This window comes from Vibrio sp. 1731, assembly GCF_033339955.1.
Taxonomy (GTDB): domain Bacteria; phylum Pseudomonadota; class Gammaproteobacteria; order Enterobacterales; family Vibrionaceae; genus Vibrio; species Vibrio alginolyticus.
Map to the genome: position 1 here is coordinate 1 of NZ_JAWOVO010000017.1, position 21,943 is coordinate 21,943.

A 21,943-nucleotide genomic window follows, 5' to 3' on the forward strand; every position below is an offset into this window, starting at 1 on the left:
TGTTTGTTTTGCTTCCACTCGGCTATCGTTTCCTCATCAATCCAAAAGGTCAGAGAACCACGGTTTATTAAGGCTTTGTTGTACTGCGTCCAGTTAGTTGTTTTGTAACGAGGTTTAGGCATGAGGCTACGACGATTAATGGGTGTAGCCGATCAGATCGTAGCTTCTTGATTTAGTTCCATCGATTTAAGCAACAAAGCCCAGCTACACCAGTCGCGACCAAAGTAGTAATTGGTTTTTCGCCAACCAGCAACCAGCTTGACCTCTGATGTATCTAGGCCATCTTGAATGTCATTTTTTCTATATACGACGCCGACTTGTGGTTTAAAATCTGAACGCATAACGACAGGTAACTCATTGTAATCAATCAAATTACCCATGTCACAACTGGTCCAACGATACAATAACCAGTCTTTAGCTGGCGTATTATGGCGGATAGTCTTGTTTTCAATTAACCAATTAATGCTTTCGTTAGCTTGGTTAAAATCGGCAACCGTTTGAAACTCTGGCTGGTCGTACGTTACACGGTTGCTCCAGGAGATTCCCCCACTAATATTTGGAGAAGTAGAAGCACTAAATCCAAGGTTAAAATCTAGAGACTCACTGACAGATGCCGTTGCAATGGTGTTTTCGGGAGCATGGCTCATGTGGCGTAAAGGGGCGCCATTTAAATAGCTCAGTGCCAGCTTAAAAGCCGTTGGAACGGTGTAACGGTAATCTCCCCCAGTGGCAAAACCATAGATTTGTTCTTTGTTTGGAACATTAGTCATGTCGAAGCCAGAACCGCCATTTAGGATCAACTTGGCTTCTTTAGCGCCATTTGGTAGCAAAGATTGGTTCCAGACATTTTCTAAAGAATAAATTAAGCGGATTTTTTTCGAGCGTGCATCACCATCATCAAGCTGAAGCAACGTCGAAGTGTAAGATTTCAATGTATCTTCAGCATGTGCTGGTGCTAAAGAACCAAGTAAAGCGAGTGCGATAATACTCGCGGAAAGATGCTGTTTTTCCATTATTGTTTCCTATTAGTCAGCCCATAAAGACTTTTGTTTTAAACTATCTTGATGGGCACTTTATAATTATGGACAGGTTATAAATTCAAGCTCAATAAATGAGCGGTGAAATAGTGCATCTTGTTTTTTATTAAAAAAAGAAAAAGGATAGATTCGTGGGATTAATGTCTCATAGTTTTTAAATTTACCTCTCAACTATAATAAATAAGAATTTGGTTATTAAGTCTTGCCTTTTTAAGTTATTGCTTAATTTTAACTTTCTAATGTTATATTGAGCTTTTTATTGATAAAAGTGAATTTTATAAATGTTAGCCATGTTATTTTTAGGGTTTTTGTTATACCAAACTAAGTAAAGTATCGTTATGTGGTTATCTCGGGTTTATGAGTTCAATTCAAATTAAAACAGTGGTTTATGTTTTTTGTTATTATTTTTTTAGAGCTTAATGTAATAGTTGAGTGATAAAGTCCGTCAATGAAGTTGTCATGTTCGTGTATGAAGTTATATGTGCTTTTACAGCAGGAAATTAAACTTTACGTTTAAGATGATAAAGATAGAAAAAGAAATAAATAAGATAATTAAATAATCATGTTTCGAGAATATAAAATGTAACGTACTTCTAATTAAACGAATGCTTGAATAAACGATGGGATGTGAAACGTGCTATTTAAGTTACGCTGTCCTATATTCTAGTTGGCGTCTTGTTTATACAATGCGTTTTCTCGGCTTAAACTGGTTTACGTACTGCTAATCTCTTATCCGTTTCTTAATTACACATATTGGCAATATGCTCGCCAAGTTACGTGTATTGGTGTCAATGAAAAACAGTATCTACGATAGCTCTCTCAGGGTTGGAACTGCCACTATGAATTTCCTTCATGTTCAATGTGAAACAATACCAATATTACTCAACTCGTGAAGCAAGTATAAAAAAAGGACTGCTCTGGTGTTAGGCACTGCGACGGTCGTTTTTTGTACGAACCGTTCGTCGTAAGTGCTGTGCAACCTAACGATTGGGAAAACCAAAAAACAAAAAATGTCCCCATGCACAGAGTTAGGAAAAGTCTGCTTTATCTAAGGAAATAGGATACCAACTCACGATGAATAACGATTTCACATTTGCTATCAAAAGCATTCGCTTTGATGAGAATTACCAACCATCAGACAACACGCGAATCACTACCAACTTTGCTAATCTGGCTCGCGGAAACTACCGCCGAGAGAATCTGCGCAATGCGCTCCGAATGATCGATAATCGTTTTAATGCGTTGGCATATTGGGATAACGCGCAAGGTGACCGCTACTCAGTTGAACTTGAAATCATCTCTGTTGATATGGATATCCAAGGTAGTGGAGAAGCATTCCCATCGATTGAAGTGCTCAAAACTAACATTGTTGACCACAACACTAACGAGCGTATCGAAGGCATTGTGGGCAACAACTTCTCTTCATACGTGCGTGATTACGACTTTAGCGTTTTGCTGTTGGACCACAACAAAAACCAGCCACAGTTCAGTATCCCAGCGAACTTCGGTGATTTGCATGGCAAACTGTTCAAAGCTTTCGTTAATTCTGAGTCTTACAAACAGCATTTCAAAAAGCTGCCAGTGATTTGTCTGAGCGTATCGGACAACAAGGTATATCGACGCACCGAAAACCAACATCCTGTTTTGGGCTTTGAATATCAGCCGAACGAATCTTCGTTGACGGAGCAGTACTTCAAAAAGATGGGCTTACAGGTGCGCTACTTTATGCCGCCAAACAGTGTTGCACCATTGGCATTCTACTTCTTCGGTGACTTGTTGAACGATTATTCAAACCTAGAGCTTATCAGTACGATTAGCACGATGGAGACATTCCAGAAGATTTACCGACCTGAGATTTACAATGCCAACGCGGTTGCCGGTAATTGCTACCAGCCAAACTTAAAAAACCTAGACCACTCGCTAACTCAAATCGTTTACGACCGAGAAGAGCGCAGCCAACTGGCGATTGAACAAGGGAAATTTGCCGAGGAGCATTTCATCAAACCTTATCAATCTGTGCTTGAACAATGGTCTGCAAGCTACGCGTAATCGATAACGAGAATCTAGAAAGGAATGACGATGAAAACACTATTACCGACTTCAACGGCTGGCAGCTTACCGAAACCTTCTTGGCTGGCCGAACCAGAAAAACTTTGGTCACCGTGGAAACTGCAAGGTGAAGAACTGATTGATGGCAAACGCGATGCGCTACGTGTCGCTTTGCAAGAACAAGAGCTGGCAGGCGTTGATATCGTCAGTGATGGCGAGCAAACTCGGCAACATTTTGTGACGACCTTTATTGAGCATTTAAGCGGCGTAGATTTTGAAAACCGTAAAACGGTGACCATTCGCAACCGTTATGAAGCAAGTGTTCCGACGGTGGTTGGCCCAGTAAGCCGCACAAAGCCCGTGTTTGTTGAAGATGCCAAGTTCTTGCGTCAGCAAACTAAGCAACCTATCAAGTGGGCGCTGCCAGGCCCTATGACGATGATCGACACACTTTATGATGATCATTACGGTAGCCGTGAAAAGCTGGCTTGGGAATTTGCAAAGATCCTCAACCAAGAAGCGAAAGAGCTTGAAGCGGCGGGTGTCGACATTATTCAATTCGATGAACCTGCGTTCAATGTGTTTTTCGATGATGTGAACGAATGGGGCATTGCGTGTTTAGAGCGTGCGATTGAAGGGCTGAAATGTGAAACTGCAGTGCACATCTGCTATGGCTACGGCATCAAAGCGAACACGGATTGGAAGCAAACGCTAGGCACTGAATGGCGACAATACGAAGAAGTATTCCCTAAATTGCAGCAGTCAAATATCGATATTATCTCGCTTGAGTGTCATAACTCACGAGTGCCTATTGAGTTACTTGAGTTGATTCGCGGTAAGAAGGTGATGGTTGGTGCGATTGACGTCGCTACCAACGAAATTGAAACGCCAGAAGAAGTGGCGAACACACTGCGAGAGGCGTTGAAGTACGTTGATGCCGACAAGCTTTACCCATGTACCAACTGCGGTATGGCGCCTTTGTCTCGTGAAGTATCGACCGCTAAGCTCAATGCGTTAAGTGCGGGTGCGGAGATCATTCGTAAAGAGTTGGTGGGTTGATATTAATACTTAGGCTCCGCACCATGAACTAAAGTTAGAGTCATTCTAGCGAGTTTAAATGAGACTAGGAATCGGTTTACTGCTCGCTAGGAAATAGCGATAACTTCCGCACTTCAAAGCTCTCGGTGGGGAGCTCCTGAATCACGCTCGTCCCTCGCTGTTCAGGATGACGGATGTTGGAAGATATATTGCTCGCCACAACCCTAGGTATTGGAGCAGCTTCAAGATAGGGTCTTTCCGGCGAGTTAAAACGAGACTAGGAATCGGGTTACAGCTCGCTAGGAAATGACGATAACTTTCGCACTTCAAAGCACTCGGTGGGTAGATCCTGAATCACGCTCGTCCCTCGTTGTTCAGGATGACGGATGTTGGAAGATACATTGCTCGCCACAACCCTAGGTATTGGATCTGCTCCAAGAGAGGGTCATTCCAGCGAGTCTAGACGAGAATAGGAATCGGATTACAGCTCGCTAGGAAATAGCGATAACTTTCGCACTTCAAAGCTCTCGGTGGGTAGATCCTGAATCACGCTCGTCCCTCGCTGTTCAGGATGACGGATGTTGGAAGATATATTGCTCGCCACAACCCTAGTTATTAGAGCAGTTTCAAGATAGCGTCATTCCAGCGAGTTTAAACGAGACTAGGAATCTGATAACAGCTCGCTGGTAAATGACGAGAACTTTCGCACTTCAAAGCACTCGGTGGGTAGATCCTGAATCACGCTCGTCCCTCGCTGTTCAGGATGACGGCTGTTGGAAAATGCATTGCTCGCCACAACCCCAGGCATTGGATCTGCTCCAAGATAGGATCATTCCAGCGAGTCTAGACGAGACTAGGAATCGGGTTACAGCTCGCTAGGAAATGACGATAACTTTCGCACTTCAAAGCACTCGGTGGGTAGATCCTGAATCACGCTCGTCCCTCGCTGTTCAGGATGACGGATGTTGGAAGATATATTGCTCGCCACAACCCTAGTTATTAGAGCAGTTTCAGGATAGCGTCATTCCAGCGAGTCTAGACGAGACTAGGAATCGGGTTACAGCTCGCTAGGAAATGACGATAACTTTCGCACTTCAAAGCACTCGGTGGGTAGATCCTGAATCACGCTCGTCCCTCGCTGTTCAGGATGACGGTTGTTGAGATATACGTTACTCATGTACACAACTATTTGGTTTGTATCCAAAGTTGGGTCATTCCAGCGAGTCTAAACGAGACTAGGAATATACTAACAACTCACTGGAAAATGGCGATAACCTTAGAACTTCACAGCACTCGGTGGGTAGCTCCTGAATCACCTCGTCCCTCGTTGTTCAGGGTGACCGTTTTAAATAAAAATGCCGCTCACAGTAAAGTGATCGGCATACATTTCCCGTTTCCAGCCTCGGCCAGATTTAATTCAACTCCACGCTCTTAATCTCAGGATGCTTTAGCAACATCACACGAATCCAGTGATGCACCACCCACATCACCATCGCGGTGAGCAGAACCGCGACGAAAATCGAGCTGAAACGGTACAAGATCGAAAAGAACGCGTCTTTTTGTTCTGGCACCAATGAGGTCGTCAGCGGAACCGATAGGGCAGACATGGCAGAAAACGCGATAGCCGCTTTAATTTGCCCTTTGGTGAGCCACAAGCAGAATGGCCCCATTGCAATGGTAAAGGCGAGCCAAAAGAGTAGCCCATGCCCATACCAACTGCCCAATATCAGCTGAACAGCCATCCCTGCGATGCAGCCTAGTGCGGTGCCGATGATGCGAATTTTTGCCATGGCGAGCGAGCCCGCTAAAGTCATTGGGGTTAGGATGATCAAAATGGAAGCTTGTGCGGACAGCGAGTCATATAAGTCCGCTACTTGGAATACGATAAATGCCGCCATCGCCACTACCCAACCCATAGCAACTTGGCTGATGTAGTCAATATCGCTTTTTACTGGGGTCGACATCTCAATGTGCTCGGCGGGGGATTTTGGCTCCGGGAACAACCAATACGCGAATGCGCAAACAAAAATATTGCTGAACGCCATCACCCACATGTTGACGTTGAACTCTTCAATATCCATGAAGTTATAGCTGGCAAAATTCAACACAATTGAACCCACCAACAGCCCCATGTAACCAAACAAATAGGTTTTCTGGTTCATCATTGCAATGCACTTGAACAGCATCATGATTCCGACGGCAACGGTCATTAATGTTGGATGAAACTGCAAGTATTCCAGCAAAAATGTGGCTTGTATGGTTGTCCACACCGCAGAGAAAAACACGATCAATAAAGCCGAAATATTAAAGTTGTCCATTCTGCCCAATATAAACAGCGGCATCATGATGGCAAAAAATCCGTAAGACCAACCGAAGATCATGCTTAGCGCGAGCCCTAAAGAGCAGCCGAACCAAATTCGTAAGGTTTTCATTGTCGCCGCCTAGTAAATGAAGTGGAACCAGCTTGCGAGGTGAATCTGTGCTTGCGCCATCAACTGCCAGAAAATGCTGTTGTCTGGGTACAAAACAATGGTAGCGCGAGAGCCGACAAACAGTGCTGGTGGTAACTCTTCGCTGCTGGTTAGGTTCACTCGTGTACGCTGCGCATCACGTACCCAGCGGTTGTTCACTTCCACTTTGGTCAGTGCGCCATTAGGCGTTTGTTGTGCGGCTGCTACACCGTAATCGCGGCTAGCTAAATCAAAGTCGTACACCGAACCTGGGTTGGCATCAAATGTGACCAAGGCGTGGAAAGTCTTGTCTACGTTCGCGACGGACTTTTCACGAAAATCAGCGGCTACCCAGAGTGATCCTGTTGGTACAAACGTCAGCAATGGCATGTTGGTGTTTGCCATCGTGCCAACTTCTAGTTGCAGGTTGGTCACGACACCATCACTGGGAGCGAGTACCGCGGTATTTGCCAAATCAAGTTGCGCCTTTTCGATGCCGTTTTTGGCAATTCGAACGGCGGTGCTTTGACCTTTTTGATCGCCTAATTGCGCCTCAATGACTTTTAAGTTTTGTCGTTCCGCTTTAAGCGCTGCACGTGATACCTGATTTTGGGCAAAGGCATTATCGAGTGTCGATTGAGAGATGACTTTCTGCTTCGATAGTGTCAGTAAGCGGTTGTACTCGCGGTGTGCATTATCAAATGTCGCTTGTGCGCGGGCAATATTGGCAAGAGCGGCTTCGCGTTGAGAATACAGCGTTGCTTCTTTTTCATAAGCGGATTGCAGAGACAGCTCCGCCTGTTCAAGCGCTATCTTGTATTTACGATCATCAATCGTAAACAACACATCGCCTTTTTGAACGGACTGGTTATTCTCGATGAGAACGTCGGTCACTTTACCAGATACCTCGGGTGCGACTTGGACAACGTATCCTTGCACTCGTCCTTCGGTCGTTAAGGGGGCGTGGCGGTCAGCAATGATAATGTACAAAAATAGTACGATGAACAGGACAATCAAAGTTCGCATCCAGTGTTTGAATTTTTGGTCAGCCGTCATTACAAGTTCCGTTAAACATGTTGGATAGCGGATTATAGAGAAGTCACTCACAATTCAGTAGAATGATAATACGAACATAAATGACCTAAAAATAGGACAATGAACGTTAATTTTGATGATATTTACCTATTCACTCAGACGGTGGTTCACGGCGGTATAAGTGCAGCGGCAGAGGCGAATCAACTACAACGCTCAAAAGTGAGTCGTCGTCTGCAAGAATTAGAGAAATCGCTCGGGGTACAGCTTTTGATTCGCACAACACGCAGCATTGAGTTGACGGAGCACGGGAAACGCTTGTTTGAGTTGGTGGGGCAGCCTATTGACCATATTCAGCAAGGTTTAAATGCCATGCACGAATATCAACAAGAGCTGACGGGCAAGGTGCGTTTAGCCATTCCTTCCGCATTGATGAGCTCTGCCGCGTTTAACGCGATCATCACCGAGTACACAACGCGGTATCCGGAGATTTCGGTCGAGATTGAAAACCATCAAGAGAGTGTCGATCTCAAGCGTCAATCGTTTGATTTACAGCTTCTTCCGAGCGTGGTCAAAGTCACCGATGACAGCTATGTGCAGTTCAGTCTTTTGCCTTATCGTAGTCACTTTGTTGCGTCAAAAGCCTATCTAGAATCGCATCCGCCAGTAAAAACGGTGGAAGATCTTAAGCAGCATCGCCTTTTAACTAATCGTTACAATGCCGATTTGCTCGATTCAGATCTGCATGTGGCGTTGCGTTCGGATGACCTCAACTTGCTGCGCTCGATGGCGATAGCAGGAAACGGCATCGCGTTTATTCCTCAAATTCATTCCAAGCCTGCACTGAGAGACGGTTTGTTGGTCGAGGTGCTGCCTCAATTCGCGCATCCGAAGCAGCATCTTACTCTGATTTATCCCTCGGCCTTATTTCTGCCCAATAAAGTCAAAGCCTTGATTGAACTAATTCGAGAGAAATTTAAATAGTCAGTTCAAACCACTCTTACCTAAGGGCAAATGTGTGAGCGAAGGTCATCTTTCTAGGTTTTATTGCTCTAACATGAAAGGGTTCTGATACATTAACTTTTGCTCAACTTGTTGAGTATGGTTTGTGGTCGCACAAGATAGGAGATGGAAATGTTATCGAAAGGAAACACGGGCCTGATTGTGGTGGATGTTCAGGGCAAACTCGCTACATTAATGCATGAAAGCGACGCACTGATTGAAAATATCACGAAACTGGTAAAGGGCGCCAAAGCACTAGATTTGCCTATTCTGTGGCTAGAACAGAATCCAGAAAGGTTGGGCCCAACCGCGGAGCCGATTCGTGAAGTGCTTGAAAGCACGCATTTACCTATTACCAAGTACACGTTTGATGGTTGCAAAGAGGCGACGTTTAAGGTCGCGGTGGAGAACGCGAAAGTTGATACCTGGTTGGTTTGCGGTATTGAATCCCACATTTGCGTCTATCAAACCGCGGTTTCTCTGCGCCAGTCCGGTTATCGCGTTGAATTAGTCACGGATTGTGTCTCTTCCCGAACCGCTGCCAATAAAGCGCTCGCTCTTGCGAAGTTAACCGCTAACGGTGTGGTGCTCACTGGGTTAGAAATGTGCTTGTATGAAATGGTCGAAGATTGCCGAGCACCTGAATTCAAAGAAATTCTGGCGCTCATCAAATAGTGGAATCACTGTAATCAGCAACAACTTTATTTGAACACGCTATTCAAATTCTCGTTGATATCTTGGCAACATCGACTCGTTGCCAAGTAACCCGCCTTGGTGAATATAAATCACCGTTTTATCTGTGTTCTCTTCCAACCAAGGGGTGAGGCATTGCCACATATACGGGTCGTATAACAGGTCAAATTCGAGGTCGGTTTGCTCAAAGAGTGCTTTCCATGTGATGTAATCTTCTTCGTACAAGCGACCAAAATGGTGTTTGTTGCGCACGGTTAAAATGGTTGGGTGGCTGTTTTCACCGAGCTGGTTGAACTGCTCAGTTAAGTAATCTGCATCGCCTACGCAAGGGCAAGTTAGCACTTCTATGCCGTGTGGGCTTAAATGTTTATGAAGATATAAAGCGGTCGTGCCAGTGCCTGATGGCAGGGCGACGGTAAACTGTTCTTTACCTCTCAATCGCGTCCAATCAAGAATTTCTCGTGCTAACTGTTTGATGCCAGCTTCAGCGAGGTGGGAACGTCCACCCTCTGGAATAAGCAATGTCGACTCATCTAATCTTTGTACCTGGTGGACGTATTCACTAGGGTGGAGTTCGCTACCGATGTCTTGCATGGCGGTGATTTTCATACCCAAATCAAGCGCACCACGATAGTTGCCGATAGGGGAGTCTTTAAGCCAAGAAGGAATGTGTTGAACGTAGAATTCGAAGTTCCAGCCTTTGATTTGCGCCAGAGCGGCAAGCGAGTACATGGCATTAGATTGAGCGGAGCCAAAGCTTATTAACGTGGTGATGTCGGGATTTTGCTCTTCCATTAACGTCATAAACTTACGTGCTTTGTTCCCAGAAAAGTGGGAGTGGAGCATGTCGTCACGTTTAAGGAAAAATTTGTGCCCATTAAAGCTATGTTGGGTGATAGGACTTTCTGAGAGTTTCATGTCGATGCTGACGGAATAAACCGTGTCACCTTTGCCATTTAAAAAGGGCGCGTAGTGTAACGCCATTAAACCCAGATAAAAAGTCTGTGTTTCAGGTCTTCCATTTCGGTTATTCCTGATGTTCTGTTGCGAGGTTAATTTTTGCCTCACAACCACCTTCTGGATGTGTACCAATCTTAAATTGCCAGCCATAGCGTTGGCACAAATCGTCCACAATCATCAAACCTAATCCGTGCCCATCTGAGTGCGGAATGGTCGAAAAGCCTTCACCTTCATCGCGCACCGAGATGGTGTTTTCATCCATATTGATATGAATTGATCCCGAAGGTGTCGCAGCGATGCCGTTGCGAATCAGGTTGCCAAGAATAATGGTCAACACGGCATTGGTCGCGCGCGTTCTTGGGTTGCCGTCGATCTGTACATTAAAGCTGAGTGCTTTCTCATCCGCCTGAGCTTGGCTTTGGAAGATGATTTGGTTGAGTTCTTCCTCGGTGATGTTTCGTACTGGTGAATCATCTGCATTACGCTCGTAACGCACTAAGCCGAGTAGGGCATCCACCATAGTCGACATCTGTTGCGTTGCATCCTGAATTCGGTTCACTTGGCGGGTTTGGAAGTCCGTGTTCGCACTTCTCGCCAGTAAGCTACTTGAGCCTTTCATCACGGTTAACGGTGTACGCAGTTCATGGCTTGCGTATCGTGCAAAGGCTTGCTCGCGCTTGATGACTTGGTTGATTTTGTGGCGGTACTCATTCAACTCATCCGCAAGGGTTTGGAACTCTTTGGCCGAGCCCTCGGGCACACTAAAGGTCTGCGTGGCATCGCCTTGGTGATGATCGAGTTGGGTTTTAAGCGCATTGACGGGTTCAATTAAGCGCTGTGACAAACGCAGCAGCAGGCTACCAAACAGAAACACCAGCACGGCGACAATGGACAACACCATAGCGACGACGAGAATGAATTCCTCTGAGGTGATCTCGATTTCATCAATCAAGGAAACCAGAATCACGGGATGCTCAACGCCTTTATAGGTGTAAGTGCTCATGTAAACCATGCGCGAGTATTCACCGTCTTCTACTTCATCAAGAAAGTGCTTTTGACCAATCAGGTATTTTTGGTAGCGCTCGGCAACCAGTGAGATGTCGTTGTAAGCGGTGGTGAGCAGATCAAGCTGAATACTTCCTTGCTCTGGGTGGGACTGGAAATGTTCAATCGCTTCTTTTTTATCGACCATAATACGACGCTCGCCCACGCGGTCTTCAGACCAAAGCAGGGAGCCGGTAATCAACAAAAAGCAGAAGATGCCAATCACGACCGACACAAAAGAGAAAAACAGAGCGAGTCGCCCTGTCATACTTTGTGTGCTTTGCGTGCTAGCAAGTAAGCGATTGATCATGCACCAGTCTCCAATCGGAAGCCAACTTTCGGCACGGTGATAAGCACATGTTGTTCAAATGGCTTATCAAGTTGGTTACGCAGTTGGTAAATGTGGCTGCGCAGAACGTCGTTGTTCGGCTCGTTCTCTTGCCAAAGTTGGAAGGCGATTTCTTCGCGTGTCACTACGTCTGGCGCGCTTTTCACAAGCATTTCCAGAATGGTGTAAGTGGTTGGGTTTAGCGCTAGCAGTTTATCTTGGCGGTAAGCTTTACGCGTTTTTTGGTCGATAGACACTTCACCGTATTCCAACTTGCTCGACGCGACAGTACCACGGTAACGGCGGATCAGTGCCATCATGCGCGCTTCAAGAATATCCAGATCGAAAGGTTTAGTCAGGTAATCATCGGCACCGTGTTGGAAGCCTTTGAGCATATCGTCACGGCTATCAAGCGCCGTCAGCATAAGTACTGGTGTGTTGTTGCCCGCGTCGCGAAGTTTATTACACATGGTCAGGCCATCCATGCGTGGCAGCATGAGATCGAGCAAGATGATGTCGAAGGTGTTTTCCATCGCCAGTTTCAGGCCGAGCTCGCCGTTGTCTGCATAATCGAGTTCCATACCTGCACACTCAAAATAATCGAACAGCATGCCTGCGATTTCTCGATTATCTTCGACTAAAAGTACGCGTTTCATGTATTTCTCTCCAAGTGGGCGGGTTTTCGAAAATAAGACTGCGTCTTAACCGAACATTATTCACTAAGAACGTGAAAAAGATGTCAACAACATCTCTTTCACATTGATGTTTGTAGACTGGATTCATTCATCGGATTTAGTGGAAGAGTAGCATGTCAACCTTCAACATTCACGCTGCAACCTTTTCAAAGGTGAGCCAACACACTGAGCCTAAAACAGTTTTGTCTGTTGTGGTGCCATTCTTTAACGAGCAAGAAGTCTTGCCTGAATTTCATCGTCGTTTAGCCGCCGTTTTGGATGAAATGCCAGAACGCTGCGAAATCGTCTATGTCGACGACGGTAGCAAAGACGACAGCCTAATGATCGCGCAAAACTTTTCTCAATCTTCTAGCGACGTTCGTTGTATTGCACTAAGCCGTAACTTCGGCAAAGAGTCCGCCATGAGTGCGGGGCTGGAACACTGCCAAGGTGAAGCGGTGATCGTGATTGATGCTGACTTGCAAGACCCGCCGGAGTTAATCCCGCAAATGGTATCAAAATGGCGTGAAGGGTATGACGTGGTGAACATGCAGCGCAGTGAACGCCACGGCGAAACTTGGTTCAAACGCTTCTCGGCCGCTTGCTTTTACAAAGTGCTGAATAGCATGGCGAAATTGGATGTGCCTGAGAATGTGGGCGATTTCCGTCTACTGAGCGCAAAAGTGGTCAAACACATCAATGCGCTGCCAGAACGTAACCGATACATGAAAGGTATTTTTTCTTGGCCGGGTTTCAAGCAAGTGACGGTTCAGTTTGAGCGTGACGCTCGTTTCTGTGGTGAAACCAAATGGAACTACCTCAAGCTGATTGGCCTTGCAATGGACGGCATTACCTCGTTTTCCATTCGTCCTTTGCGTTTAGCGACACTTGCCGGTGCATTGGTGGCGTTCAGTGCCTTTATCTATGGCGCATTCATAGTGATGAAAACTGTTGTATTTGGTGAGCCTGTCACTGGCTACCCATCCATGATGGTCGTCCAACTTGCATTGGGCGGTGTGCAACTGCTGTCGATTGGCCTTTTGGGCGAATACATTGGCCGCATTTTTATCGAGACCAAGCAACGTCCTCTTTATCTTGTTCAGTCTGTTTACGAGCAGCCTGCAAAACATCAATCCATCCAAACCATGAAGTTTAAACTGGGAGAAACCGCGTAATCATGAGTATTAATAAAACCCATCTGTGGTTGTTGTTGGCGTTTGCTCTTTTACTCCGTCTTATTTCACTTGCCGCTTACCCTTTGATGGACACCACCGAAGCCCGCTACGGCGAAATGGCGCGCTTAATGGTGGAAACAGGCAATTGGCTTACCCCACAGTTTGATTATGGCGTGCCTTTTTGGGGGAAGCCACCCCTGTTCACGTGGATGAGTGCTTACGGCATTGAGTTGTTTGGATTGAATGAATTCGCAGTGCGCGCGCCTCATTGGTTGGCGGGTGTCGCGACTATTATTTTTGTTGCAGCCATGGCGCATCGCGCTGGCTTTAACGCAGTCATCGCAGCGTTGGTATTGGCGACGTGTGGCATCTTTTCAATTGCGGCGGGTGCAGTGATGACAGACATGGCACTGACATTGGCAATGACCATGGCGATGGTCGGCTTTTACTACTGCTGGCTTGGCAAAGACAAACACAGCCGATTGTGGGGTTATCTCGGTTTCTTTGGCTTGGCTTGCGGGCTGTTAGCAAAAGGTCCGGTGGCGATCGTGATCATGGGCATCGCAGTGTTTCCTTGGCTTGTGATTCAGCATGGTTTCTTCGGTGCCTTCAAAGCCTTGTGGCAGCGTTTTCCAATTGTGTTGGGGGTGGTGCTCATGCTGGCGATTGCTCTACCTTGGTACATCATGGCTGAAATGGCGACGCCTGGATTTATTGATTACTTTATTGTTGGCGAGCACTTTAAGCGTTTTGTTGTCAGCGGTTGGGAAGGGGACCTGTATGGCTCTGCTCATGATCAACCACGTGGGATGATCTGGGTATTCTGGCTGCAATCGGCTGCGCCTTGGTCAATTGTATTGCCTATCTTGGCATGGAAACGTCGTAAGGTACTCAAAGCCATTGAAACGGATCATCAAGGTCTATTTAGCTTCCTGATGTGTTGGCTGATTTCACCAATGACCTTGTTCACCATGGCTGGGAATATTTTGCCTGCTTACGTGCTACCGGGTGTGCCTGCATTGGGTATCTTGATTGCAATGCTGGTGGATAAACACGATTTCAAATGGCTGACCGGAACGGCAGCGGTGTTGCCAGCCCTGCTTATGATTGCGATGTTGGTTTTGAATATGGGCAAAGCAGATAGCCGCAGCGATCGCATCATCTTCGCGCAAATTAATGACAACGCTCCGGTCTTCTACATTGGTAAGCGCCCGTTCTCAGGTCAGTTCTATAGTCATGGTCAGGCGAAAAAGCTTGAAGATAAGAATGACTTAAACAATCTGAAGAAATTCCACCTGATTGGTAAATCGCAGCAAGTGGATAGCATGATTCATGAAAATGCGTTGAGTTGTACCAATGAGTTCACAGCAAAATCGAAACGCTCACTCTACACTTGTGTGGTTGGGTAACGGAATGCGCAAATTACCAAAATTTGCTTCGCTGGAAAGGTTTGCTTCGTTAACAAGGTTTGCTCTAGTAGGTGGTGTCGGCTTTATGGTCGACACCCTTATCTTTTCTGTGTTGTTCCATTGGTTTGGTCTGGATCTGATGCTGGCTCGTGGGATAGCATTTTTGTTTGCAGCAACCACGACTTGGCTTGGCAATCGCTGGCTGACTTTCTCTCAAGCAGAAAAAACCAACCCTTTCGCTCAATGGCAAAAATTTATGGCGAGTGCCTGTATCAGTGCTTTGCCGAACTTTATTGTGTTCAAAGGCGTAACGCTCGCGCTAGGAACGCAAGGGGTGATGGTCTATTTGGCTTTGATCTTAGGCATATTGGCAGGCATGGTGAGTAACTATTTACTCAGTGCAAAATGGGTGTTTAGTTGAGGATAGAAAGGTTCGGGCTTACTATCCTATCCTCGAGTTAAAAATTCGTTATTTGAACCAATTTTTCTTTTTGTACATCAGAGTAAACCTAAAGCTTTTCATGGGGGGATGTAAAAAGGTAAACAAGCCAAGGTTTATACCTTGGCTGCCGTTAGTTCAGATTTTGATTGTTCGATTTCAGACTCGGTTTGCCACTTGCCGTTATATAGGTACTCTCGCTCTGGGAGCGGGGCATTTGACGCCCTTAAATCAAATACCTCATCGGTTTGATATTCTTTATAACAAACTGGCGTACCAAACAGTCTAGCCTCTGGCTTAGCTTCAAATAGCTTTTTGTGGTCGGCGACTTCTGTACAGTCAAGCTTATATTCCGTGGCTAGCTGATTGACCATAGACTCTAAGTCAGACACGGTTTTGAAAAATACGTAATAGTGGAATCGGTTGTGTAAGCGTGAAATCTTAGTATGTTCTATATTAATATATTCGCATGTGTCATGCTTAAAAAAGAACTTAATTACTTTTCTTTTCTTATTGTAATCAGCAAAGAGCCAGTCTTCACGTTCTCCGACCCTCACTTCTGTTGGTTCATCAGGCTGACGTTTAAGCATTTTAAAGGAGACTAATATAAAAGCTCCAGCTCCTGCTAACGCCATCGGGCCAACGACCGCTACCATCACCACACAAACCACTGCACCTATCCAGCCAACGGCTTGCGTGGCGGTATTCACCCACTTAGGCATGTTGCGACGTTTCTTCATCACAAAGCCTTTGTCAGAAAAAATATAGTCATAGCGATAGTCGAGGCCAATCGTAAGGTAAAAGGCTCCAGACACCATCACCGACAAAATAAAAGAAAAAATAGTTACGCCAACCGTGTCACTCGTGTGTATAAACAAAGTTAGTAGGAATGGGGCGATCACAAATGGAAGCGCAAAAAGTTTAAAGTAATAGCGAAATGGTTCCTCTACATCATACTTATGCCATGTTCTGACATTATCGCCTGCGAGTATTTCTTGCTCTTGCGCCTCTTGATAAACTGCCAACTCTTCTGGGGTGATGTAAAATGGTGAATATGCCAAGGGTTACTCCAGAGCTGTAGTTAGTTTAGACTTTGATTGTTCGATTTCAGACTCGGTTTGCCACTTGCCGTTGTAAAGGTATTCACGCTCAGGAAGTGGGGCATTTGACGCCCTTAAATCAAATACCTCTTCGGTTTGATATTCTCTACTACAAACTGGAATACTAAAGAGCCTTGATTCTGGCGTCGATTCAAACAGCTTTTTGTGGTCATCTACCTCTGTACAATCCAGCTTGTAGACCTTTGACAGTTGCGCGATCATGGATTCTAAATCTGCTTCAGTTTTAAAGAAAACATAACAATCTGATCTATCTTGTGAGCGAAAGATAGTCTTATGAGCAGTATCTCGATATCTGCATATGTCCTGCTTAAAATAGAATTGGATCACTTTCCTTTTCTTGTTGTAGCCCGCAAACAGCCAATCTTCTCGTTCGCCTACTCTCACTTCTGTTGGTTCATCAGGCTGACGTTTAAGCATACCAAATGAAACCAATATAAACCCACCAGCTCCGGCAAGAACCATGGGTCCAGCAACCCCAACCATCACGACACAAACTATTGCTCCAATCCAGCCCATGGCTTGAGTCGCAGAGTTGACCCAATTCGGTAAATCACGTCGCTTTTTTATAACCAATCCGCGATCGGACAAGATGTAATCATAACGATTGTCCAACCCAAATGTCAGGTAAGATACACCAGACATGATAATCGTCAGACCCGATAAAATGTAAGTTAAGATCATGTCACTGTTATCATGTAGGAAATAGGTAAGGAAAAATAATGGACTGACAGCGGCTATAGCAATCGATAGGTATAAGTATCGAAAAGGCTCTTCAATATCGTGCTTGTGCCAGGTTGTGAGGTTCATCCCCTTTAGAATTTCTTGCTCTTGTTCTTCTTGATAAGCCGAAAGCTCGTCTGGCGTGATGTAAAAAGGTAAATAAGCCAAGGGTTACTCCTTGGCTGTCGTTAGTTCAGGTTTTGATTGTTCGATTTCAGATTCCGTTTGCCACTTGCCGTTGTAAATACGTCGCCATTCAGGAAGTGGGGCGTTTTTAGCTCTCAGGTCAAAGGTATCGGCTACCGGAAATTCAAGGCTGCGAGAAGGGATATCTTCAATTCGAGGTTCAGGTCTTCCTTCAAAAAACGCTTTATGGTCTGGAAAATCAATACATTCAATGTCGTATTTGTTTGAAAGGGTCTCTAGCATTGCATCTAGGTCTTGAACAGTCCTAAAGAATATGTAGCTATAACCACGAGTTTGAGCTCTGAAGATGGTATGCTTCTCTAGGCTCCATTTAGAACACTCGTCATACTTGTGGTAGAAGCGAATCACTTTACGCTTTTTGTTGTAGTAGGCGAACAGCCAATCTTCTGTCTCTGCTACTCGAACTTCCGTAGGTTCGTCAGGCTGACGATTTAGCATACGAAATGAAACCAGTATAAACCCTCCAGCACCGACAAGAACCATGGGCCCAGCAATACCTACCATTACTACACAAACTATAGCACCAACCCAGCCCATGACCTGCGTTGCTGAGTTTACCCAATTAGGTAAATCACGTCGCTTTTTTATCACTAAGCCGTTGTCGGACAAGGTGTAGTCATAGCGATTGTCTAAACCAAAAGTCAAATAGGACACTCCAGACATGATTATCGTCAGACCCGATAAAATGTAAGTTAAGATCATTTCACTACTATCATGTAGGAAATAGGTAAGGAAAAATAATGGGCTAACTGCGGCTATAGCAATCGATAAATATAAGTATCGAAAAGGTTCCTCAATATCGTGCTTGTGCCAGGTTGCAAGATCTTTCCCCTTTAGAATTTGTTGCTCTTGTTCTTCTTGGTAGGCCGAAAGTTCGTCTGGCGTGATGTAAAAAGGTAAATAAGCCAAGGGTTACTCCTGTAAGCTAAGTTCACTAGCATCAGAAGTTAATGAACTTCTGATCGTTGCTTGTTTAGTATTGTCTGAAATCGCCGTATAAGTTGCACGCTGTTTTGCATTATTTTGGAACCAGTACTTACGGCTTAATTCGTTTTTATCATCAAGGATGTATTCAATCTCAAATGCTAGATAGTTAGCTGAGTCTTTCATTGGTAAAGTTAATTTATAGACGCTTTGAGAATCTGAGGAATCCGTTGAACTATTCAACGTTTCTAGATTTACTCCAGTGTACCAAGCTCCCGACATCAGTCCCTCCTCTGTTACAGAAGTATTTGTCCGAAGTTTTATGCCATCTCTTGCATTATTGGTGGGAACTTGGATATGTAGCTCAATACCAAACAATTCTTGTTTTGCTGCTGGGTACTGTGTTGATGAATTCGGAACGGTACGCATCATTGGTGTTTGGCAGATTAAAGGTTTATCCATTATGGTTTTTAACTCAAAAAGGGCCTCTTGTACTAAAGAAGAATTATGCTTTTCTCTCTTTACCAAGCTTGAGGATTGACTCCAACGTGCTTTATCTGGGTGATAGCCCCAAGGAAATTTATCTAACCATTTTTGATAATCGTCTTGTTTAAGTTTACTCATGATATGATTACTAAGAAGGTAAACCGCAGTGAGTCCCATAATGACAAACATTACTGGTCCTCCAAAGAGAACGTTTGCCGACCATATACCTGTTATTCCACCAATGGCCTGAAAGGCACCAACGACCGTTAATCCGACCAACGAAGAAAAGTTAAAATACCCAGCGATTCTTGCATCTCTTTCTAGGTCATCGATGCTATTTAAAACACGATAAGCCTCTATTCCTGACGCTAGTGCACCTATGATCCCAGTAACTGCAAGCCATTTATTGAAGGTTTTTATGTCGTCTATTATTAGGTGCTCGAAACCATCGGCTTGATCTGCAATTAGCTTTTTAAGCCTTATCCGTGAGTGTGCTCTGAGTTGGGCTTCACCTTTCACGCTATCCCATAGCTTACCGGTGCGAATTCCCGTCCAAGCGTTTACTGTATAAAAAAGCTTTTGCTGAATATCCAAAAATTCATCTGAGGACATTAACCCCGTGTCTTGGATACTACTCATGGCATCACCAAGCGCGATGCAGTTGAATATTAGTGCTAAAAAGCCTAGGCCACCTGCATTCTCGAACAGTTTATTCAAATCATCGAGCTTATTCATAGCGATCCGAGTTCTAAGCTCGACGGTTCTTTGCGGTAGATCATCGGGTAATTCAATATATTGTGGGTACTCCAATGTAGTTACAGCGAGTGCCTTCTTAATTCTCTTTTTATTTTTTAAAGCTGTTGTGTATTTAGAGTCGGCTTTGCGGTTGTTTTTCTGGAAGTCAGCAATGACCGCATCGTTTTTCTTGAGCTCACTTAGGTAATCATTTACGCGTGTTTTCCATTTTTTAAAATCGCGAGCGTAGCTTTCATTTACAGTCACCGGCATATTGTGTGCCATATGCTCTGCAATAACGGCTAACAAATAATAGCTCTGACGGTTCAGAGGTTTAGCGAAAACAGGCATCAGTAAAATCGATGCTTGTGAAGTCATGCTAACGCCAAACTCTAAAACTCCTTTTGCAAGTGCACCTATTGCAGATTTAAAGATAATGTCCAGCTCTTGGAAGCCTTTGGCGATATCCTTGAGAAAGTCCGTTTCCGCAGTGTTTGGGTTGGAAACAAAATCCATGATCTTAGAGTACATGCTAACACGGTTGCTTGTAGCAGAGATCTGGTCCGTCAACTGATTATCAGCATCAGAATTTTCTGAGGCGATCGACTGTTCATTCTGCGCCTCAGTAATATTCTTCTCTATTACTTTAAATAAGCTTCGGCTGAACCCAGAGGCATAGAGAGCAAGTAAACTGGTTGGTTTCTCCCATTGGCTTTCAGCCCATTGGCGGTCTTCTTCTTGCATCACCAGAGTAAATGACTCAACGGCTTGCTTGTGCAGTTGATACAAGCTGTACTGCGTGTCTTCGCTGTATAGGTCGAAGGTTCTCTCAAGATGATGAGGTGTTAAGGACTCCATTACTGCGATAAAGTCGCGTTTGACCGAAACCACTTGGGCTAGCATGGTTTCTTTTTGTTCTGACAGCTCTTGCATCTCGCTCAGCATTTGCTTCCAGTTGAGCTGCTGACGCCAGCGCTCAGTCGCTATCCATTGTTCGTATTTACCAAAACGGCTCGCAGAAATTCGATATTTGTCCTGTATCGCTTTAGCAATGTCACTTTGGGTATGTTGGTGTGATTCAATCGCTCCAGCGGAAAATTTAGCAGGATAGCCGGACTGAACTGAGCTTTTGTTCTGCTCTGCCAAATTAAGTTGGTGAGAGGAGTCATAATAGTCAGCCATGTCGGTATAAAACGACAGCTCTTCGCCGTTACGCTTAACGCTAGCTGGCATGTCTATCTCGTCACTTGCTCCAAACATACACAGTTGCATGGCGGTCTGCATCAAGTTCCACTGGTTTGAAAACTGGTCAGTGAAAAGGCGGTAAGGGCTTGCGGCACCAACAAAATGGAGTGACATATCTTGAATGTCTGCGGCGTAATCTTTTATCGCGACGAAGTAGCCTGACTCTTCTTCTGGAATCGCAGAGGTAAAATCGCTTTCGACTGCGACAGGTTTAAAGACAGAACCATCTTCATCTGCTTTGGTGGCGATGCCAGAATCCGCAAAGCGACCATCATCGACGGCAGAAGATTCAATATCAGCGACTTGGGTTAACTTATCTATTGGTGCAATGTTGTGCTGATTCTCGTTTGAGGACAGAACAATGGTTTGCATGCGATCGATATGATTACTCGGATTGTTAAGTACGCGCATGAACGTGTGCCATGTCCAGCGGTGCTCAGAGAAGCAAATCGATAGTACGCTTCCGTTGACGTAAGTAAGGAAGGGCTTTGCATCTTGTGGTGTCCCACGCTGTTCTGATTTTGGGCTTTCCGATTCTCCCAACTTATAGAGCGTGAATTGCGTTCCTTTGATTTCGTATTCGTCTAAGCTTTTGTTGATTGCATCATAGACATACAGCCAACCGTCGCGCAGTTGACGCAGGGTGTAACCAACGGTATTGAGTTTGGCTGGGCCTTGGCCTTTCCATTCTTCAGGCAAACCAAAAGGTTGTGTCTCTTCTGTTTCTAGCTGATCGATGGCATAGCGGACTGGGATAAAGTGCGCAGGTGATGCTTCCGTTGCTTCTTTCTCAGTTTTTAAATTGAGAGGCTCTGGTTCAGACGGCGGTGGCGGATCGATTTTTTTTGTTTCTCCCTCCCAAAACATACTGCGCTCTGGGGGGGAGCCAGCAAGATCATCGGATTCCGTGGTTGGAACGATATTCAGCGATTTCAGTGTACCATCGCTTTCAAATGCCTGAACGGCCTCCTCATAGGTATAGCTGTTGTCATACCAGAACATAGAAGTTTTTGGGGGAAGTGGATTATTCATCGTTAGCCCATGTTTAAGAGTTTTACTCTGTTACGCAAATATCGCACCAAAATAAAGCAATTAAAAATCAATGAGTTATATTTCTATGGTTTTGCTTCAATCAAATAATTGTTTGTTTTTCCAATAAGTTGGTTGGTGTTTAC

At 45.0% G+C, this 21,943-nt stretch carries 17 protein-coding genes and 1 pseudogene; 7 read left to right on the plus strand and 11 right to left on the minus strand.

Features of this window, described 5'->3' with window-relative positions; all coding sequences use genetic code 11:
- Both R7035_RS17905 and R7035_RS17910 read right to left on the minus strand, forming a co-directional pair.
- Positions 1–122 (minus strand): annotated as a pseudogene (locus R7035_RS17905) (IS5/IS1182 family transposase); the annotation flags it as partial.
- A 30-nt stretch (positions 123–152) separates the two neighbouring features.
- A complete protein-coding gene (locus R7035_RS17910) occupies positions 153–1,013 on the minus strand; it encodes a leukocidin family pore-forming toxin (RefSeq protein ID WP_318146211.1) in 861 nt (286 codons plus the stop codon).
- Between the two features lie 1,098 nt (positions 1,014–2,111).
- Here R7035_RS17910 and R7035_RS17915 point away from each other — a divergent pair.
- Together R7035_RS17915 and R7035_RS17920 are read left to right on the plus strand one after the other, a co-directional pair.
- On the plus strand, positions 2,112–3,086 hold the full coding sequence (locus R7035_RS17915) for a DUF1852 domain-containing protein (RefSeq protein ID WP_139059381.1): 975 nt from the start codon (positions 2,112–2,114) through the stop codon (positions 3,084–3,086).
- A gap of 30 nt (positions 3,087–3,116) precedes the next feature.
- Complete coding sequence (locus tag R7035_RS17920) at positions 3,117–4,145, plus strand: methionine synthase (protein WP_031780992.1); 1,029 nt, start codon at positions 3,117–3,119, stop codon at positions 4,143–4,145.
- A 1,391-nt stretch (positions 4,146–5,536) separates the two neighbouring features.
- On the opposite strand, the gene R7035_RS17925 is transcribed toward R7035_RS17920, so the two are convergent.
- Together R7035_RS17925 and R7035_RS17930 are read right to left on the minus strand one after the other, a co-directional pair.
- Entirely contained in the window at positions 5,537–6,556 is a 1,020-nt protein-coding gene (locus R7035_RS17925) for a DUF2955 domain-containing protein (protein WP_025767250.1), read from the minus strand.
- Between the two features lie 9 nt (positions 6,557–6,565).
- Positions 6,566–7,630: an HlyD family secretion protein gene (locus tag R7035_RS17930; RefSeq protein WP_005376744.1), complete on the minus strand. Its 1,065-nt coding sequence runs from the start codon at positions 7,628–7,630 to the stop codon at positions 6,566–6,568.
- 99 nt (positions 7,631–7,729) lie between these two features.
- Here R7035_RS17930 and R7035_RS17935 point away from each other — a divergent pair, with 99 nt between their 5' ends.
- Complete coding sequence (locus tag R7035_RS17935) at positions 7,730–8,590, plus strand: LysR family transcriptional regulator (protein ID WP_017634710.1); 861 nt, start codon at positions 7,730–7,732, stop codon at positions 8,588–8,590.
- A gap of 150 nt (positions 8,591–8,740) precedes the next feature.
- Positions 8,741–9,283, plus strand: coding sequence for a hydrolase (locus R7035_RS17940; RefSeq protein WP_005457944.1), 543 nt, complete (start codon positions 8,741–8,743; stop codon positions 9,281–9,283).
- A 39-nt stretch (positions 9,284–9,322) separates the two neighbouring features.
- On the opposite strand, the gene R7035_RS17945 is transcribed toward R7035_RS17940, so the two are convergent.
- The 3 genes from R7035_RS17945 to R7035_RS17955 all read right to left on the minus strand — a co-directional run bounded on the left by R7035_RS17945 (position 9,323) and on the right by R7035_RS17955 (position 12,289).
- The gene (locus tag R7035_RS17945) at positions 9,323–10,219 is read right to left on the minus strand and encodes a 1-aminocyclopropane-1-carboxylate deaminase/D-cysteine desulfhydrase (RefSeq protein WP_318146216.1); all 897 of its coding nucleotides are present in this window, start codon (positions 10,217–10,219) and stop codon (positions 9,323–9,325) included.
- Positions 10,220–10,328: 109 nt separating this feature from the next.
- Positions 10,329–11,615 carry a sensor histidine kinase gene (locus R7035_RS17950; protein ID WP_138940432.1) on the minus strand — a complete coding sequence of 429 codons (1,287 nt, stop codon included), beginning with the start codon at positions 11,613–11,615 and terminating at the stop codon, positions 10,329–10,331.
- On the minus strand, positions 11,612–12,289 hold the full coding sequence (locus tag R7035_RS17955; protein WP_005389368.1) for a response regulator transcription factor: 678 nt from the start codon (positions 12,287–12,289) through the stop codon (positions 11,612–11,614). The genes R7035_RS17950 and R7035_RS17955 overlap by 4 nt, the downstream gene beginning before the upstream one ends.
- 152 nt (positions 12,290–12,441) lie before the next feature.
- Here R7035_RS17955 and R7035_RS17960 point away from each other — a divergent pair, with 152 nt between their 5' ends.
- The 3 genes from R7035_RS17960 to R7035_RS17970 are packed head-to-tail and all read left to right on the plus strand — an operon-like array spanning position 12,442 to position 15,312.
- Positions 12,442–13,482, plus strand: coding sequence for a glycosyltransferase family 2 protein (locus tag R7035_RS17960; protein WP_203345894.1), 1,041 nt, complete (start codon positions 12,442–12,444; stop codon positions 13,480–13,482).
- Between the two features lie 2 nt (positions 13,483–13,484).
- Positions 13,485–14,891, plus strand: coding sequence for a glycosyltransferase family 39 protein (locus tag R7035_RS17965; RefSeq protein WP_318146212.1), 1,407 nt, complete (start codon positions 13,485–13,487; stop codon positions 14,889–14,891).
- 4 nt (positions 14,892–14,895) lie between these two features.
- A complete protein-coding gene (locus R7035_RS17970) occupies positions 14,896–15,312 on the plus strand; it encodes a GtrA family protein (RefSeq protein ID WP_262651820.1) in 417 nt (138 codons plus the stop codon).
- 134 nt (positions 15,313–15,446) lie between these two features.
- Here R7035_RS17970 and R7035_RS17975 read toward each other — a convergent pair whose 3' ends face one another.
- Genes R7035_RS17975 through R7035_RS17990 form a run of 4 tightly spaced genes read right to left on the minus strand, consistent with a single transcriptional unit; the run spans position 15,447 to position 21,800 of the window.
- Positions 15,447–16,391: a hypothetical protein gene (locus R7035_RS17975; RefSeq protein ID WP_213870276.1), complete on the minus strand. Its 945-nt coding sequence runs from the start codon at positions 16,389–16,391 to the stop codon at positions 15,447–15,449.
- 3 nt (positions 16,392–16,394) lie between these two features.
- Positions 16,395–17,339 carry a hypothetical protein gene (locus tag R7035_RS17980; protein ID WP_262651821.1) on the minus strand — a complete coding sequence of 315 codons (945 nt, stop codon included), beginning with the start codon at positions 17,337–17,339 and terminating at the stop codon, positions 16,395–16,397.
- 3 nt (positions 17,340–17,342) lie between these two features.
- Complete coding sequence (locus R7035_RS17985; RefSeq protein ID WP_033905695.1) at positions 17,343–18,287, minus strand: hypothetical protein; 945 nt, start codon at positions 18,285–18,287, stop codon at positions 17,343–17,345.
- A gap of 3 nt (positions 18,288–18,290) precedes the next feature.
- Complete coding sequence (locus tag R7035_RS17990) at positions 18,291–21,800, minus strand: T6SS effector BTH_I2691 family protein (RefSeq protein WP_262651822.1); 3,510 nt, start codon at positions 21,798–21,800, stop codon at positions 18,291–18,293.
- Between the last annotated feature and the right edge of the window lie 143 nt (positions 21,801–21,943).